This window comes from Nocardioides sp. JCM 18999 (assembly GCF_055391175.1).
Map to the genome: position 1 here is coordinate 651,975 of NZ_AP043887.1, position 14,711 is coordinate 666,685.

General features: G+C 69.6%; 11 protein-coding genes. 8 read left to right on the forward strand and 3 right to left on the reverse strand.

What is annotated here, in order from left to right; translation table 11 throughout:
- Nucleotides 1-16 precede the first annotated feature (16 nt).
- Nucleotides 17-2,092 carry a carboxypeptidase-like regulatory domain-containing protein gene (locus ACZ5J1_RS03135; protein ID WP_464562416.1) on the reverse strand — a complete coding sequence of 692 codons (2,076 nt, stop codon included), beginning with the start codon at nucleotides 2,090-2,092 and terminating at the stop codon, nucleotides 17-19.
- 172 nt (nucleotides 2,093-2,264) lie between these two features.
- Between ACZ5J1_RS03135 and ACZ5J1_RS03140 the strand changes: the two genes are divergently transcribed.
- Nucleotides 2,265-4,217, forward strand: coding sequence for a TIGR03960 family B12-binding radical SAM protein (locus tag ACZ5J1_RS03140; RefSeq protein WP_464562417.1), 1,953 nt, complete (start codon nucleotides 2,265-2,267; stop codon nucleotides 4,215-4,217).
- A gap of 160 nt (nucleotides 4,218-4,377) precedes the next feature.
- Here the strand turns inward: ACZ5J1_RS03140 and ACZ5J1_RS03145 are convergent, their stop codons facing one another.
- Nucleotides 4,378-5,037, reverse strand: a complete 660-nt coding sequence (locus tag ACZ5J1_RS03145) for a hypothetical protein (RefSeq protein ID WP_464562419.1) — start codon at nucleotides 5,035-5,037, stop codon at nucleotides 4,378-4,380.
- Between the two features lie 102 nt (nucleotides 5,038-5,139).
- Between ACZ5J1_RS03145 and ACZ5J1_RS03150 the strand changes: the two genes are divergently transcribed.
- The 7 genes from ACZ5J1_RS03150 (at nucleotide 5,140) to ACZ5J1_RS03180 (ending at nucleotide 13,669) form a co-directional block, all read left to right on the forward strand.
- Nucleotides 5,140-5,856: a TIGR03936 family radical SAM-associated protein gene (locus ACZ5J1_RS03150; RefSeq protein ID WP_464564694.1), complete on the forward strand. Its 717-nt coding sequence runs from the start codon at nucleotides 5,140-5,142 to the stop codon at nucleotides 5,854-5,856.
- A 422-nt stretch (nucleotides 5,857-6,278) separates the two neighbouring features.
- The gene (locus tag ACZ5J1_RS03155) at nucleotides 6,279-9,170 is read left to right on the forward strand and encodes an Rne/Rng family ribonuclease (RefSeq protein ID WP_464562421.1); all 2,892 of its coding nucleotides are present in this window, start codon (nucleotides 6,279-6,281) and stop codon (nucleotides 9,168-9,170) included.
- A gap of 143 nt (nucleotides 9,171-9,313) precedes the next feature.
- The gene (rplU, locus tag ACZ5J1_RS03160; protein WP_464562423.1) at nucleotides 9,314-9,616 is read left to right on the forward strand and encodes a 50S ribosomal protein L21; all 303 of its coding nucleotides are present in this window, start codon (nucleotides 9,314-9,316) and stop codon (nucleotides 9,614-9,616) included.
- A 46-nt stretch (nucleotides 9,617-9,662) separates the two neighbouring features.
- The gene (rpmA, locus tag ACZ5J1_RS03165; protein WP_464562425.1) at nucleotides 9,663-9,920 is read left to right on the forward strand and encodes a 50S ribosomal protein L27; all 258 of its coding nucleotides are present in this window, start codon (nucleotides 9,663-9,665) and stop codon (nucleotides 9,918-9,920) included.
- A 100-nt stretch (nucleotides 9,921-10,020) separates the two neighbouring features.
- Complete coding sequence (obgE, locus tag ACZ5J1_RS03170) at nucleotides 10,021-11,610, forward strand: GTPase ObgE (protein WP_464562427.1); 1,590 nt, start codon at nucleotides 10,021-10,023, stop codon at nucleotides 11,608-11,610.
- Nucleotides 11,607-12,704 carry a glutamate 5-kinase gene (proB, locus tag ACZ5J1_RS03175; protein WP_464562429.1) on the forward strand — a complete coding sequence of 366 codons (1,098 nt, stop codon included), beginning with the start codon at nucleotides 11,607-11,609 and terminating at the stop codon, nucleotides 12,702-12,704. The genes obgE and proB overlap by 4 nt, the downstream gene beginning before the upstream one ends.
- A complete protein-coding gene (locus tag ACZ5J1_RS03180) occupies nucleotides 12,704-13,669 on the forward strand; it encodes an endonuclease/exonuclease/phosphatase family protein (protein ID WP_464562431.1) in 966 nt (321 codons plus the stop codon). Before proB ends, ACZ5J1_RS03180 begins: the two co-directional genes overlap by 1 nt.
- A 74-nt stretch (nucleotides 13,670-13,743) precedes the next feature.
- Here ACZ5J1_RS03180 and ppk2 read toward each other — a convergent pair whose 3' ends face one another.
- Nucleotides 13,744-14,634: a polyphosphate kinase 2 gene (gene ppk2 / locus ACZ5J1_RS03185; protein ID WP_464562433.1), complete on the reverse strand. Its 891-nt coding sequence runs from the start codon at nucleotides 14,632-14,634 to the stop codon at nucleotides 13,744-13,746.
- Nucleotides 14,635-14,711 lie beyond the last annotated feature (77 nt).

The window sequence follows — 14,711 nt, forward strand, 5'->3', positions numbered from 1 at the left end:
GAGATCGGCTACGCCGTCACTTGATCTTGACCGCCTTCGAGGTCGAGACACCGGAGACGAAGTTGCCGTTCTTGTCGCTGGCGGTCACGACGAGCACGAGGGACTTGCGCTTGTCCTTCTTCGTGACCTTGTACGACGCCGCCCGGCTGACCAGGGTCGAGCCTCGCTTCCACTGGTAGCTGAAGACGGTTCCGATCTTCGTGTTCCAGGTGCCGGCCCGCGCCGTCAGAACCTTGCCGACGGCGGCGGTCCCGCTGATCGAGGGAGCCGTGGTGGCGAGGAGCCTGTTGCCGAGGGTGATGTTGATCGACCGAGCCGTGGCGCCGTTGCCCAGCGTGATCGGGTTGGCCGACGCGACCGTGTACTTCCCCGACCAGAACTGGCGGACGAACGGCTTGTAGCTCTCCTCGTACAGGGAGCCGCGCGCCCCGACCGCGGAGACGTAGAACGTTCCGGCGTCGAGGTTCCCGAAGGTGTAGTCGCCGGCGAGGGTCGTGTCCACGGAGTCGATGGCGTTCCCGTCCGCGTCGTACAGGGTGACGTTGCGGTAGGAGGTGTCATAGCCGGCCAGGGCCGGGAGGGCGATCTTGCCGCTCAGCGTCCCCCAGGGGAACAGCTTGACCGTCCCCAGGTCCTTCTGGCCCTTGACGGGGAGCGTCTGCCGTGCCGCGTTCGCCGTGGTCGTTCCACCTCCGACCCAGGCGTCCTTCATGCCTTCGGACGACGCCAGGACCACATAGGAGCCGGGCGCGAGCTGGGTGGCAGGCACCGACCAGCTTCCGTCGCGCAGGACGAGGGCCTCTCCGGCGAACCGCTTCGTGTCCGCGGAGAGGATCGAGACCCATCCCGGGATCGGGGCGCCGGAGGCGGTCACGAGCTTGCCCTTGAACCCCGTGGTCACGGGCGTGACGGGTGCCTTGGCGAGCGTGATCGTCGGGGTGGCGACCGCGCCGGTCGCCGGCACGGTGACGGCAGCGGCGCTCGCCGGGACCGTTCCGGACTCGTCAGCCTCCGTCTCGGGGTCGTCGGCCGGGATCGCCACGTTGTCGTAGTACTCACCGACGTACTCACCCAAGGGATCGGTGACCAGGATCCGGTAGTTGCCGGCGTCGATCGGGCCCTCGTCGTAGTGCCAGTGGCCGTCGAAGGTGCAGCCGTCGGCTGTCGCCGCGTCGATGGCGCCCTGCGCCGTGCCGTACGTCGCGATCGAGAACTCGCCGTCGGTGTCGTAGTTCTCGTCGTAGCCGCAGTGCCAGTACGACTTGAACTCAGCGGTGGTGAAGCTGAACGCGCCCTTGCTGTCGGTGCTGACGTCGGCGATCTCGCTGGCACGGTCCGTCTCGCCGGCGGGGTACAGCGCCACGTTGAGGTCCTGCAGCTTGGTCCCCGCGGCGTTCTTGACCGTGCCGGTGACGCGGGGTGCGGAGCTCGATGCGGCGTCGGCGAGGGCCACGGTCGGGACCGTGCCGGTGGTGCCCGACGTGACCGTGATGACCGTGGCCGTGTCGGCCGTCGCGCCCGACGGGCCGACCCACCGAGTCGACTCGTTCTCCCAGTCGTACACCTGCACCTTGTAGCTGCCCGGTGTCAGGGTGAGGCCGTACTGGCCGTCGCCGTTGGTGCTGGTCGAGCTCGCGGAGGAGGTCTCGTCCAAGGTCGACGCGGTCACCGTGCTCGGGTAGGCCCGGACGATGGCGTCGACGTACGAACCATCCTTGGTGACGGTGCCCTTGAGTCGGCCGACCGATGCGGACGTCGCCGGAAGCTCGATCGTGGTGCCGGTGCTCGGTGACTCGTCGTTGACGGTGACCAACGTGGAGTAGCGGGAGAAGTACCCGCTCTTGCTGGCCATCGCCGAGTAGGTCCCGTCGCTGAGGGCGGGGAACTGGACGTGGCCCTCGCCATCGGCGGTGAGGGTGCTTCCGACCTGGAGACCGGTGCTGCTGCTGTACAGCTTCACGGTCGCGCCGGCGAGGGTGGCGGAGTAGTCGCTGGCGACCTGGACGTCGATCGTGCCGGTCGTCGTCGCGACGGCGACCGGCAGGCCGGCGCACAGGGGGAGTGCGAAGCCCAGGAGCGAGCCTGCCGTCACGACTTTCAAGGGTGTCTTCATGGGTGTCCTCGGGAGCTAAGGAGTGTTTGCCACGGTCTGCCTATCGCTCCCAGGATTCGCGGCGGGCTCGAACGTCCATTTCTTTACTTTCGTCTTCGTGCCTTCGTTGTCGATCGGGGCGGGAGCAGCGAGCGCGGGTAGAATTCTCGCCATGTCCGGCGCGTCGTTGTTTCCCCGTCTCGAGCCCCACCTCGGTCGGGTCTCCAAGCCGATCCAGTACGTCGGCGGGGAGCTGAACTCCACCGTCAAGGAGTGGGACGACTCCGAGGGCTCGACGCAGGTCAGCTGGGCGCTGATGTACCCCGACGCCTACGAGGTCGGCCTGCCCAACCAGGGCGTCGCGATCCTCTACGAGATCCTCAACGAGCGCGAGAACACCCTCGCCGAGCGGACCTACGCGGTCTGGCCCGACATGGAAGCGATCATGCGCGAGGCGCAGATCCCGCAGTTCACCGTCGATGCGCACCGCAACGTGCGCGACTTCGACCTGTGGGGGATCAGCTTCTCCTCCGAGCTGGGCTACACGAACATGCTCACCGCCATCGACCTGGCCGGGATGCCGCTTCACGCCGCCGACCGGGGTCTCGACGACCCGATCGTGATCGCGGGCGGGCACGCCGCGTTCAACCCCGAGCCGATCGCCGACTTCATCGACTGCGCCGTCCTCGGCGACGGTGAGGAGGCCGTCCTCGCGATCACCGAGGTGGTCCGCGAGTGGAAGGCCGAGGGTCGTCCCGGCGGCCGCGACGAGGTGCTGCGCCGGCTCGCGATCAGCGGCAACATCTACGTCCCGAAGTTCTACGACGTCACGTACGCCGCCGACACGGGCGCGATCGACGCCGTCATGCCGAACCACGCCGACGCGCCCTACCGCGTGGTCAAGCACACCCTGATGGACCTGGACGCCTGGCCGTACCCGGCCAAGCCGCTCGTCCCGCTCGCCGAGACCGTGCACGAGCGCTTCAGCGTCGAGATCTTCCGCGGCTGCACCCGCGGCTGCCGCTTCTGCCAGGCCGGCATGATCACCCGCCCCGTGCGGGAGCGCTCGATCACCACGATCGGCGCGATGGTCGACAACGGCCTGAAGAAGTCCGGCTTCGAAGAGGTCGGCCTGCTCTCCCTCTCCAGCGCGGACCACACCGAGATCGGCGACATCGCCACCGGCCTGGCCGACCGCTACGAGGGCACCAACGTCTCGTTGTCGCTGCCCTCGACCCGGGTGGACGCCTTCAACATCACGCTGGCCAACGAGTTCTCCCGCAACGGGCGCCGCTCCGGTCTCACCTTCGCCCCCGAGGGCGGCAGCGAGCGGATGCGCAAGGTGATCAACAAGATGGTCACCGAGGACGACCTGATCCGCACCGTCGCGGCGGCGTACTCCCACGGCTGGCGCCAGGTGAAGCTCTACTTCATGTGCGGCCTGCCCACCGAGACCGACGAGGACGTCCTCGCGATCGCGGACCTGGCCAAGCGCGTCATCGCGACCGGGCGTGAGGTCTCGGGTCGCAGTGACATCCGCTGCACCGTCTCCATCGGCGGGTTCGTGCCCAAGCCGCACACCCCGTTCCAGTGGGCCGCCCAGCTCGACCACGAGACCACCGACGAGCGGCTGCGCAAGCTCCGCGCCGAGGTCCAGACCGACAAGAAGTTCGGTCGTGCGATCGGTTTCCGCTACCACGACGGCAAGCCCGGCATCGTCGAGGGCCTACTCTCCCGCGGTGACCGCCGCGTCGGCGCGATCATCGAGCAGGTGTGGCGCGACGGCGGCCGGTTCGACGGCTGGAGCGAGCACTTCTCCTACGACCGCTGGATGACCGCGGCCGGTACCGCGCTCGAGGGCACCGGCGTCGACCTGGACTGGTTCACCACCCGTGAGCGCGCCTACGACGAGGTCCTGCCCTGGGACCACCTCGACTCCGGCCTCGACAAGGACTGGCTGTGGGCCGACTGGGAGGACGCCCTCGCAGCCGCCAACGGCGAGGACATCGAGATCGAGGACTGCCGCTGGACGCCGTGCTACGACTGCGGTGTCTGCCCCGAGATGGGCACCGAGATCCAGATCGGCCCCACCGGGCAGAAGCTGCTCCCGCTCGCTGTCGTCTGACGACCTTGCTCGGCGCGGTGCACATCGCGCCGGCCATTCCAACCCCGCAGATGTGGGGTTGGAACAGGTAGAAGCCGGTCGACGAGCGTTCCAACCGCACATCTGCGGGGTTGGAACGCACCGGCCGCTCGGCTGGCGATGTCGCCTCGGGGTGTGAGCCTCAGACCGCGCTTCCAGTGGCCAGCAGGTCGGCGATCGACCGGTCGAGGTCGCGGTTGTCGGCGGTGATGAAGCAGACCAGCCAGTCGCCCTCCTGGGGGTCGCCCTCCAGGTCGCTCGACCAGTAGTCGAACAGGATGTCCGGACGCTCGTAGGCCTGCTCGTAGCGCTCGTCGAGATCCCGGTTGAGGCAGAAGTCGTCGAGGCTGTCGGGGCTCTCCCATTCCTTCATCAGCGAGTCGTTCATCCTCGAGGCCCACACGATCTCACCGTCGTGGGGCCCATCGCAGGACGCGTCGCTGGGGATTCCCAGCCAGCTGATGTTCACGCACTGGCCCGGCCGAGCCTCGGACGGGTCGAGCGCGTTCGCAAAGGTCGTGATGGCGACGCCGACCGCGCCGGCCATGAGCAGCGTCGTGATGGTCCCGATCACCACGCCCGTGATCGCGGCCCAACGGCCGCTGCGACGCCCGCCACGGGTGCGGACCAGGCCGGTGATCCCGAGCGCGATCGACAGCGGGCCGACGCAGCAGGCCAGGGAGGAGATGAACGCGGCGAGCGAGAACCCGTCGACCCGCCGGGGCGCGGTCGGCGGCTGCGGGGCCGGCCACGCCGGGTTCGGCGGAGACGTGGGCGGCGGTGGAGGCGCGTCGAAACTCACGACCGCAGGCTAGTGGTCCCGTCCGCGGGCGGCACGGCCGCCGGTCGGCACAATTCGGCGGCAGCCCTCGTCATCGGGGAAAATGACGACGTGGCCCGTGAAATGCCGGAGCAGCAAGCTCCGCCGATCCAGCGACTCCGTCTGCGCTACGCCAAGCGCGGCCGGTTGCGCTTCACCTCGCACCGCGACTTCTCCCGGGCCTTCGAGCGTGCGCTGATGCGCTGCAAGGTGCCGATGGCCTACTCGTCGGGCTTCAACCCGCACCCCCGGATCTCCTACGCCGGTGCTGCACCCACCGGTGCCGCCAGCGAGGCCGAGTACGTCGAGATCGGGCTCGCCCAGATCGTCGACCCGGCCGACATCGCCCGCTCCCTCGCCGGAGCGCTGCCCCAGGGGCTCGACATCGAGCAGGTCGTCGAGATCCCGGCGCAGGGTGCCGGTTCCCTCGCGGACCTGCTCCAGGCCTCGACCTGGGTGATCGACGTCCCGCTGGCGATCGCCGACGTCCAGCCCGCCACGGAAGCGTTCCTGGCCGCTGACGAGGTCACCGTCGAGCGGATGACCAAGAAGGGCTTGCGCACCTTCGACGCCCGCGCCGCCGTGGTCACGTTGTCGGCCGAGGCGACCGAGACCGGCAGCCGGATCCACCTCCTGCTGATCCACGGCACCCCCGCCGTACGGCCCGACGACGTGATGTCGGGTCTGGCGACCTTCGGACTGACGACCGGGGTGGAGTACGGCGGCCTGCCGCTGCTGACCCGCTTGGCCCAGGGTCCCTACGACGCGGACGCGCGGACGATCGGCGATCCGCTCGCCTGAGGGACTGGCGTCGGCGGGAATGACGCGACCCAAATCACGCGTTGACACCAAGTGAACGACGCCGGTGTGCGATACTGGCCCCGGTCGAACTCCGGCGGGTGGCCACCTGTCACATGCCGAGCGAGACCCGACGACTCATCCGTCATCCCGAGTCCGCTACCGCGGGCTGCAGGACGACACGGAAGTGACACGTTCGCAAGTTCGACGCGACGCGGCTCGGCAGTTGGTGACAGCGACTGCCTGTGACAGGGCCCGACGACCGCGGCGGCTGCGGACGACACCACTTCCGGAGCACACGCGCAGGACGCGTCGTTGCCCTGACAAGCTTTTGCGTCCCCGGGTCGCACCCGTCATCGCGACGGAACCCCGGACGACGCCTACCTGTCCGGCCGTGCTCATGGCTGGGCTGAGGAGTACGCCACATGGCAGACGAGCTGACCACCCCGGTCACCGACACTGACACCACCGCCACCGCTTCGGAGGCTCCGGCCAAGAAGACCGCGGCGAAGAAGACCGCGGCCAAGAAGACCGCGGCGAAGCGGACCGCGAAGAAGGCCGCTGCGGCACCTGCCGAAGCTCCCACCGAGACTTCTGCCGAGACTCCCGCCGAGGTCGAGGCCACCGCCGACGCCCCGGCGGAGAAGCCGGCCAAGAAGGCTGCTGCCAAGAAGGCGCCGGCGAAGAAGGCCGCCGCCAAGAAGACCGCGGCCAAGAAGGCCCCCGCGAAGAAGGCCGCCGCCAAGAAGGCCGCAGCTGCCCCCGCCGACGAGCCGCTCCTCGAGGTCGCCGCCGAGCCGGCGGTCGAGGAGACCGCCGCTCCGGCCGTGCCGATGGCGCTGTTCCAGGCGCCCGAGCCGGCCAAGAAGACCACCCGTCGCCGCAAGCCCGCCCCCGTCGTGGAGCCGGTCGAGGAGGAGACGGACGAGGACGCCGCTGAGCTCGCCGAGACGTCCGAGGACGCCGCTGACGCCGCGGAGACCACCGAGGACATCGAGACCGCCGAGCCGACGGACGTCGACGAGACCGACGCCGAGGGCGCCGAGGACGACGAGGAGGACGAGGACGGCAACACGCCGGCCCGTCGCCGTCGTCGCCGTGGTGGCCGTCGTCGCCGCAAGCCCGCCGGGGGAGGCGCCGAGGGCGACTCCGAGGGCGAGGGTGCCGAGAACGAGGGCGACGAGTCCGCCGAGTCCGGCGAGGACGAGAACGACGCCGACGCCGAGAACGCTGAGGCCGGCGAGGGTGGCACGTCGCGTCGTCGCCGTCGCCGCCGTCGCTCGGGCGAGTCGAACGGCTCGGGCGAGGACGACCCGGAGAACACCGTCGTCAAGGTGCGCGACTCGCGCCCGCTCGACCAGCAGATCACCGCCGTCTCCGGCTCCACCCGCCTGGAGGCCAAGAAGCAGCGTCGTCGGGAGGGCCGCGAGGCGGGTCGCCGCCGCGCGCCGATCGTGTCCGAGGCCGAGTTCCTCGCCCGCCGCGAGTCGGTCGAGCGGGTCATGGTCGTGCGCCAGCGTGAGGACCTCACCCAGATCGGCGTGATCGAGGACAAGGTCCTCGTCGAGCACTACGTCGCCCGGGAGTCGCAGACCTCGCTGATCGGCAACATCTACCTGGGCCGCGTCCAGAACGTGCTGCCCTCGATGGAGGCCGCCTTCATCGACATCGGCAAGGGCCGCAACGCCGTGCTCTACGCCGGCGAGGTCAACTGGGCCGCGCTCGGTCACAAGGACGGCCAGCAGCGCAAGATCGAGTCCGTCCTCTCCAGCGGCCAGACCGTCCTGGTGCAGGTCACCAAGGACCCGGTCGGCCACAAGGGTGCGCGCCTGACCTCCCAGATCTCGCTCGCGGGCCGCTTCCTGGTCTACGTCCCGGACGGCACCACCTCGGGCATCTCGCGCAAGCTCCCCGACACCGAGCGCAACCGGCTCAAGTCGGTCCTCAAGGAGATCGTCCCGGACACGGCGGGCGTCATCGTCCGTACGGCGGCCGAAGGTGCCTCCGAGGACGAGCTCACCCGCGACGTCGAGCGGCTCAAGGCTCGCTGGGAGGACATCGAGTCCAAGGTCAACGCCAAGCCGTCCCAGCCGCAGCTGCTCTACGGCGAGCCCGACCTGACCCTCAAGGTCGTCCGTGACCTCTTCACCGAGGACTTCGCGTCGCTGGTGATCCAGGGCGACGAGGCCTGGGAGACGGTCAAGAACTACGTCGACCACGTCGCGCCCGACCTCGCCGGTCGTCTGGAGAAGCACGAGACGACGATCACGAACGAGGACGGCAGCACCACGCACCGTCCCGACCTGTTCACCGTGTACCGCGTCGACGAGCAGATCGCCAAGGGCCTGGACCGCAAGGTCTGGCTGCCCTCCGGTGGTTCGCTGGTGATCGACCGCACCGAGGCGATGACCGTCGTCGACGTCAACACGGGCAAGTTCACCGGCTCCGGGGGCAACCTCGAGGAGACGGTCACCAAGAACAACCTCGAGGCCGCCGAGGAGATCGTGCGTCAGCTCCGGCTGCGCGACATCGGCGGCATCATCGTGGTCGACTTCATCGACATGGTGCTCGAGTCCAACCGTGACCTGGTCCTGCGCCGGCTGGTGGAGTGCCTCGGTCGTGACCGGACCCGTCACCAGGTCGCCGAGGTCACCTCACTCGGCCTGGTCCAGATGACCCGCAAGCGGATCGGGACCGGCCTGGTCGAGGCGTTCTCGGAGAACTGCTCGCACTGCCAGGGTCGCGGCATCGTGGTGCACGAGCACCCGGTCGCCACCTCGGGTGCGCCGCAGGTCGAGCCCGACGAGGCCCCCGCCCGGGGTCGTCGCCGCCGGGGTGGCCGTGGCCGGTCAGGCGGCGAGGAGACCACCGAGTCCGTCGAGACCTCGAAGGCGTCGGTGCCGTCGCCCAAGGCGATCGCGGCGCTGCCGCGGCACGACTACGAGGACGAGATCGTCCACGCTGACGAGGTCCAGGCCGACGCCGTCGAGGCGGAGGAGCCGACCGAGGCCGCGGTCGAGGCTGCTGTCGAGGCTGAGGAGATCATCGCCACGATCGACGCCGTCGCTGCGGTCGAAGAGGTTGAGGAAGCCGCCGAGGAGGCTGCTGAGGAGCCCGCCGAGGCACCCAAGGTGGTCACCCGCACCCGGGGACGCCGCGGAGCCAGCACGGCCGTGATCTCGACCGGCGATGCCGCCGTACTCGAGGCCGAGGCAGCACCTGCCGCCGTCGTCGAGACGGCGGCCGCACCGAAGGTCGTCACCCGGACCCGTCGGGGCGCGAGCCGCGACGTCGTCCACACCGGCGAAGGGGAGTGAGCGTCGTTTTGCCCCCTACGGGACTGACGCCTACTATTGATCTTCGTTGTCCGTGCCGCCTGCCCACCGGGCGTTGAGGCCTGTGCGCGGATGCATCTGAACTTGTTGAACCAAGCACGACGATTCGTTTGAAGGAGACCGCGGTGTACGCGATCGTGAAGGCTGGAAGCATCCAGCAGAAGGTTGCCGTCGGCGACACCATCAACATCGACCTGGTGTCGACCGCGGTTGGTGGTTCCCTCGAGCTCCCCGTCGTGCTGGTCGTCGATGGCGACAAGGTGACGGCGACCGGCCTGGACAAGGCGACGGTTTCTGTCGAGGTCGTCGGTGCCTGGAAGGGCCCGAAGATCATCATCCAGAAGTACAAGAACAAGACCGGCTACAAGAAGCGCCAGGGTCACCGTCAGCACTACACGCAGGTCAAGGTCACCGCGATCAACGCCTGAGGCGTTGTGAGCTGACTGACTCCGATCAGATCTAAGGACTGAAGAGATGGCACATAAGAAGGGTGCGGCGTCTACCAAGAACGGCCGCGATTCCAACTCCCAGCGCCTCGGCGTGAAGCGCTTCGGCGGCCAGGTCGTCAACGCGGGCGAGATCATCGTCCGCCAGCGCGGCACGCACTTCCACCCGGGCGCCAACGTCGGCCGTGGTGGCGACGACACGCTGTTCGCCCTCGCCGCTGGTGCGGTCGAGTTCGGCACGCGTCGCGGCCGTCGCGTCGTCAACATCGTCCCGGCTGCGGAGTGACCCTCCGCACCTAGTGCGATAGTTGGCCGACGCCAACAGTTTTCAGGAAGGGCGTCCCTCGGGACGCCCTTCCGCCATTTCAACTGAGAGACTCACCATCATGGCTGTTCCCACGTTCGTTGACCGCGTGCGCCTTCATGTCGCCGCGGGGCGGGGCGGCCACGGCGTCGCGTCCGTCCACCGCGAGAAGTTCAAGCCGCTCGGCGGCCCCGACGGCGGCAACGGCGGTCCCGGCGGCTCGATCATCCTGCGTGTGTCGCCGGACGTGACCACGCTGATCGAGTACCACCACTCACCGAAGCGTTCGGCGACCAGCGGTGGCCAGGGTGCCGGTGACCACAAGAACGGCGCCCACGGCGCCGACCTGATCCTGCCCGTGCCCGACGGCACCGTCGTCACCGACGAGCACGGCAACGTGCTGGCCGACATGGTCGGCTTCGGCACCGAGCTCGTCATCGCCGAGGGCGGACGCGGTGGGCTCGGCAACGCCGCGCTGGCCAGCTCCAAGCGCAAGGCCCCCGGCTTCGCGCTGCTCGGCGAGCCCGGCGAGGAGCGCGAGATCGGCCTGGAGCTCAAGGTCGTCGCCGACGTCGGTCTGGTCGGCTTCCCCAGCGCCGGCAAGTCCAGCCTGATCGCCTCGATCAGCCGCGCCCGGCCCAAGATCGCCGACTACCCCTTCACCACCCTGGTCCCGAACCTCGGCGTCGTCACTGCCGGCGACATGACGTTCACCGTCGCCGACGTGCCCGGCCTGATCGAGGGCGCCAGCGAGGGTCGTGGTCTGGGCCACGAGTTCCTGCGCCACATCGAGCGCTGCGCCGCGCTGGTGCACGTGCTCGACACGGCCAGCATCGAGCCCGGCCGCAACCCGCTCGACGACCTCGACGTGATCGAGAACGAGCTCGCTCGCCACGGCGGCCTCGAGGACCGGCCCCGGCTGGTCGCACTGAACAAGATCGACATCCCGGACGGTCAGGACATCGCCGACATGACGATCGACGACCTGCGCGCCCGCGGCTACCAGGTCTTCCCGATCTCCGCCGTCAGCGGCGCCGGCACCCGCGAGCTGATCTTCGCGATGGCCGCGATCGTGGCGGCCTCCCGTGAGGAGAAGCCGGTCGTCGAGCCGCAGCGGATCGTGCTGCGCCCGCCGGGCGTCACCGACAAGGCCGAGTTCTCCGTCACCGCGACGGCGGACGGCTTCGTCGTGCGTGGACCGAAGCCCGAGCGCTGGGTGCGGCAGACCGACTTCAACAACGACGAGGCGGTCGGTTACCTGGCCGACCGGCTCAACCGGATCGGCATCGAGGACGAGCTGGCCAAGAAGGGCGCGGTCGAGGGCGACACCGTCATCATCGGCGACCCCGGCAAGAACGCCGTCGTCTTCGACTTCAAGCCCTCGATCGAGGCGGGCGCCGAGATGCTCGGCCGCCGCGGCGAGGACCACCGCTTCACCGAGGACCGCCCCGCCGCCCAGCGTCGCCGCGACATCGACGAGGCGATGGACGAGCGCTCCGAGAACGAGACCCGTGCCGACGTGGCCCGCCGCCTCGACAAGAACAACTACGTCGACGGCACCTACGGCTACGAGATCGGGTCTGAGGAGGACCCCGACGCGGAGTTCTTCGACCTCTCCGAGTCCGACCCCGACACCGGGAAGTCGACCGACGAGAAGACGACCGACGAGTGAGGGACCAGGTCACATCGGCCCGACGGATCGTGGTGAAGGTCGGCTCGTCCTCCCTCACCACGGCAGCCGGAGGCATCGATCCCGAGCGCGTACGCCGCCTCGTGGATGCGATCGCCGCGGTGAAGCTCCGCGGTGCCGATGTCGTCCTGGTCTCCTCCGGTGCGATCGCTGCCGGGCTCGCACCTCTCGGTTTCGTCCGTCGTCCCGCCGACCTGGCCTCCCAGCAGGCGGCGGCCAGCGTGGGGCAGGGGCTCCTGGTGCACCGCTACACCGAGGAGTTCGCTCGGCACGGTCTCACCGCCAGTCAGATCCTGCTGACCGTCGACGACGTCACCCGACGCAGCCACTACCGCAACGCCCGCCAGACGATGGCCCGGCTCCTCGAGCTCGGCGTGCTCCCGGTGGTCAACGAGAACGACACCGTCGCGACCTCGGAGATCCGGTTCGGTGACAACGACCGGCTGGCCGCCCTGGTGGCACACCTCGTCCACGCCGACCTGCTGGTCCTGCTCAGCGACGTCGACGGTCTCTACACCGCTCCGCCCAGCCACCCCGACGCCGAGCGGATCGACGAGGTCCCCTCGCTGGCCGAGCTCGACGGCGTCACCATCGGGGCCGTCGGCGCCGCTGGTGTCGGGACCGGCGGCATGGTGACCAAGCTGGAGGCCGCCCGGATCGCGGTCGAGGCCGGTATCCCGGTCGTGCTGACGTCGGCCGAGCAGGCCGCCACGGCCCTCGCCGGGGAGCCGACCGGCACCCTGTTCCACGCCACCGGACGACGGGCCTCGGCCCGTCAGCTCTGGCTCGCCCACGCCACCGATCCGGCCGGTTCCGTCACCGTCGACGCCGGCGCGGTCCGTGCCCTCGTGGAGCGCGGGGCCTCACTGCTCGCGGTCGGAGTCACCGGCGCGAGCGGCGGCTTCCACGCCGGCGATCCCGTCGACGTGCATGGGCCCGACGGCGCCCTGGTGGCCCGCGGACTGGTCGGCTTCGACGCCGACGAGATCCCCGCACTGCTGGGACGCTCGACCGCCGAGCTCGACCCCGACGACGCGCGTGAGGTCATTCACCGCGACGACCTCGTCCTGCTCTGATGCGACTCGGAGTGCCGGCCCGCCTCGCGGTGGTGCTCCTGGCGCTCCTGATCGGTGTGCCGGCGGTCCTCCTGACCCTGGCCCGCCTGAGCGGGTCGCAGGGCGAGCACGCCATCGTGCTGCAGGCGTTCACACCGCTCGCGGTCCCCGGGTACGTCGCCCTCGCCCTGCTCTCCGTGGCGTTGATCCGGTGGGTCCGGCCGCGGGCCGTGGGAGCGACGATCGCGGTGGTCTCGGTGGCGGCCCTCGTCCTGCACCTCTGGTGGTTGGTGCCGGACTGGCGAGCCCAAGCGGCTCAGCCTGACGGGCAGCAGGTCCGGGTCATGAGCGCCAACCTGCTCATCGGAGCCGCCGACACGGACGCGGTGCTGGACACCGCCCGGGACGAGCGGGTCGACCTGCTGGCACTCCAGGAGGTGACGACCGAGGCGCTCGCCCGCTTGGAGGCCGCAGGCGTCCGGTCGACGTACCCCTATCGGGTCGGCACGACCGGGACGGTCGTCTACGCCCGCACCCCGCTGACCGAGGCGGAGCCCGTGCTGGTGGCCTACGGCGGGACCGACACGTGGGGGCTGACCTGGCAGGGGATGCGGGTGCTCGCGGTGCACCCGACGTACCCGCGGAACGCGCCCGGATGGCGGTCCGACTTCCGCGAGCTGACCGCCGTCACCGCCCGCGAACGACCGGGGCTGCTCGTCGGCGACTTCAACGCCTCCGCCGACCATGCGACCTTCCGCCGACTCCTCGACCTGGGCTACCGGGACGCCGCAGAACAGGCGGGTTCGGGATGGCAGCCGACGTGGCCCTCACCGGGTTCGACCAGCTTCCACGGCATCGGGCTGCCGCCACTGGTCGCCATCGACCACGCCGTCGTCGGTGACGGCCTCGCGGCCGCCTCCACCCGCACGGTCCGCATCCCCGCGAGCGACCATCTCGGGCTGATCGCCGACCTTCGCGCGAGTTGAGGGTTACGACCGGCGAGTTGAGGGTTGTTGAACCACAAACCTCAAGTCGCCGGTCGTAAGCCTCAAGTCGGCGATCAGTCGCCGACCGCGTCGCGGCCCCGTTGGACGACCTGCGGGTCGGGGATGCCGACGGCGGCCTCGTCCTTGCCGTCGTAGTCGACCTGGGAGAGGAAGTAGCGGATCGCGTTGAGCCGGGCACGCTTCTTGTCGTTCGACTTCACCGTGATCCACGGCGCCGACTTCGTGTCGGTGCGCCGGAACATCTCCTCCTTGGCCGCGGTGTAGGCCTCCCAGCGGTCGAGCGACTCGAGGTCCATCGGGGAAAGCTTCCACTGCCGGACCGGGTCGATCTGCCGGATGATGAACCGGGTCCGCTGCTCGGACTGGGTCACCGAGAACCAGAACTTCGTCACCGAGATGCCCGACTCCACCAGCATCTTCTCGACCTTGGGCGCCTGCTCCATGAAGGTCTCGTACTCGGCGTCGGAGCAGAAGCCCATCACCCGCTCGACCCCGGCGCGGTTGTACCAGCTGCGGTCGAACAGGACGAGCTCGCCGGCGGCCGGCAGGTGGGCGAGGTAGCGCTGGAAGTACCACTGGGTCGCCTCGCGGTCCGACGGCTTCACCAGGGCGACGGTGCGGGCGTACCGCGGGTTGAGGTGCTCCATGAACCGCTTGATCGTGCCGCCCTTGCCGGCGGCGTCGCGCCCCTCGAAGAGCACGACGTGCCGCTCGCCGGTGCGCTGGATGTGGTTCTGGAACTTGATCAGCTCGACCTGGAGGCCGTACTTCTCGGCGTCGTAGACCTCACGACCGAGCCGCTCGACGTACGGGTAGTTCTCCCGCCAGGTGTCGACGGCGCGTCCCGAGGGGTCGATCAGGATCGGGTCGTCGTCGTGATCCTCACCGATCCGGTGCCCGTCGATCTGGAGTCGGTCGATGTAGGCGCGGAGGTCGTCGATCACGCGCGCGAGGCTAGGGGACCCCGGTGAACGGGCGGTGAAGTCGGCATTGATCCGGGGGCGCCGTAGGCTGGGAGCGC

What these genes read in the sequence shown, in the direction of transcription:
- ACZ5J1_RS03180 (WP_464562431.1), top strand. Translation starts at nt 12,704, where the DNA reads ATGCGACTCGGAGTGCCGGCCCGCCTCGCGGTGGTGCTCCTGGCGCTC.
- obgE (WP_464562427.1), top strand. Translation starts at nt 10,021, where the DNA reads ATGGCTGTTCCCACGTTCGTTGACCGCGTGCGCCTTCATGTCGCCGCG.
- ACZ5J1_RS03140 (WP_464562417.1), top strand. Translation starts at nt 2,265, where the DNA reads ATGTCCGGCGCGTCGTTGTTTCCCCGTCTCGAGCCCCACCTCGGTCGG.
- ACZ5J1_RS03150 (WP_464564694.1), top strand. Translation starts at nt 5,140, where the DNA reads ATGCCGGAGCAGCAAGCTCCGCCGATCCAGCGACTCCGTCTGCGCTAC.
- ACZ5J1_RS03155 (WP_464562421.1), top strand. Translation starts at nt 6,279, where the DNA reads ATGGCAGACGAGCTGACCACCCCGGTCACCGACACTGACACCACCGCC.
- rpmA (WP_464562425.1), top strand. Translation starts at nt 9,663, where the DNA reads ATGGCACATAAGAAGGGTGCGGCGTCTACCAAGAACGGCCGCGATTCC.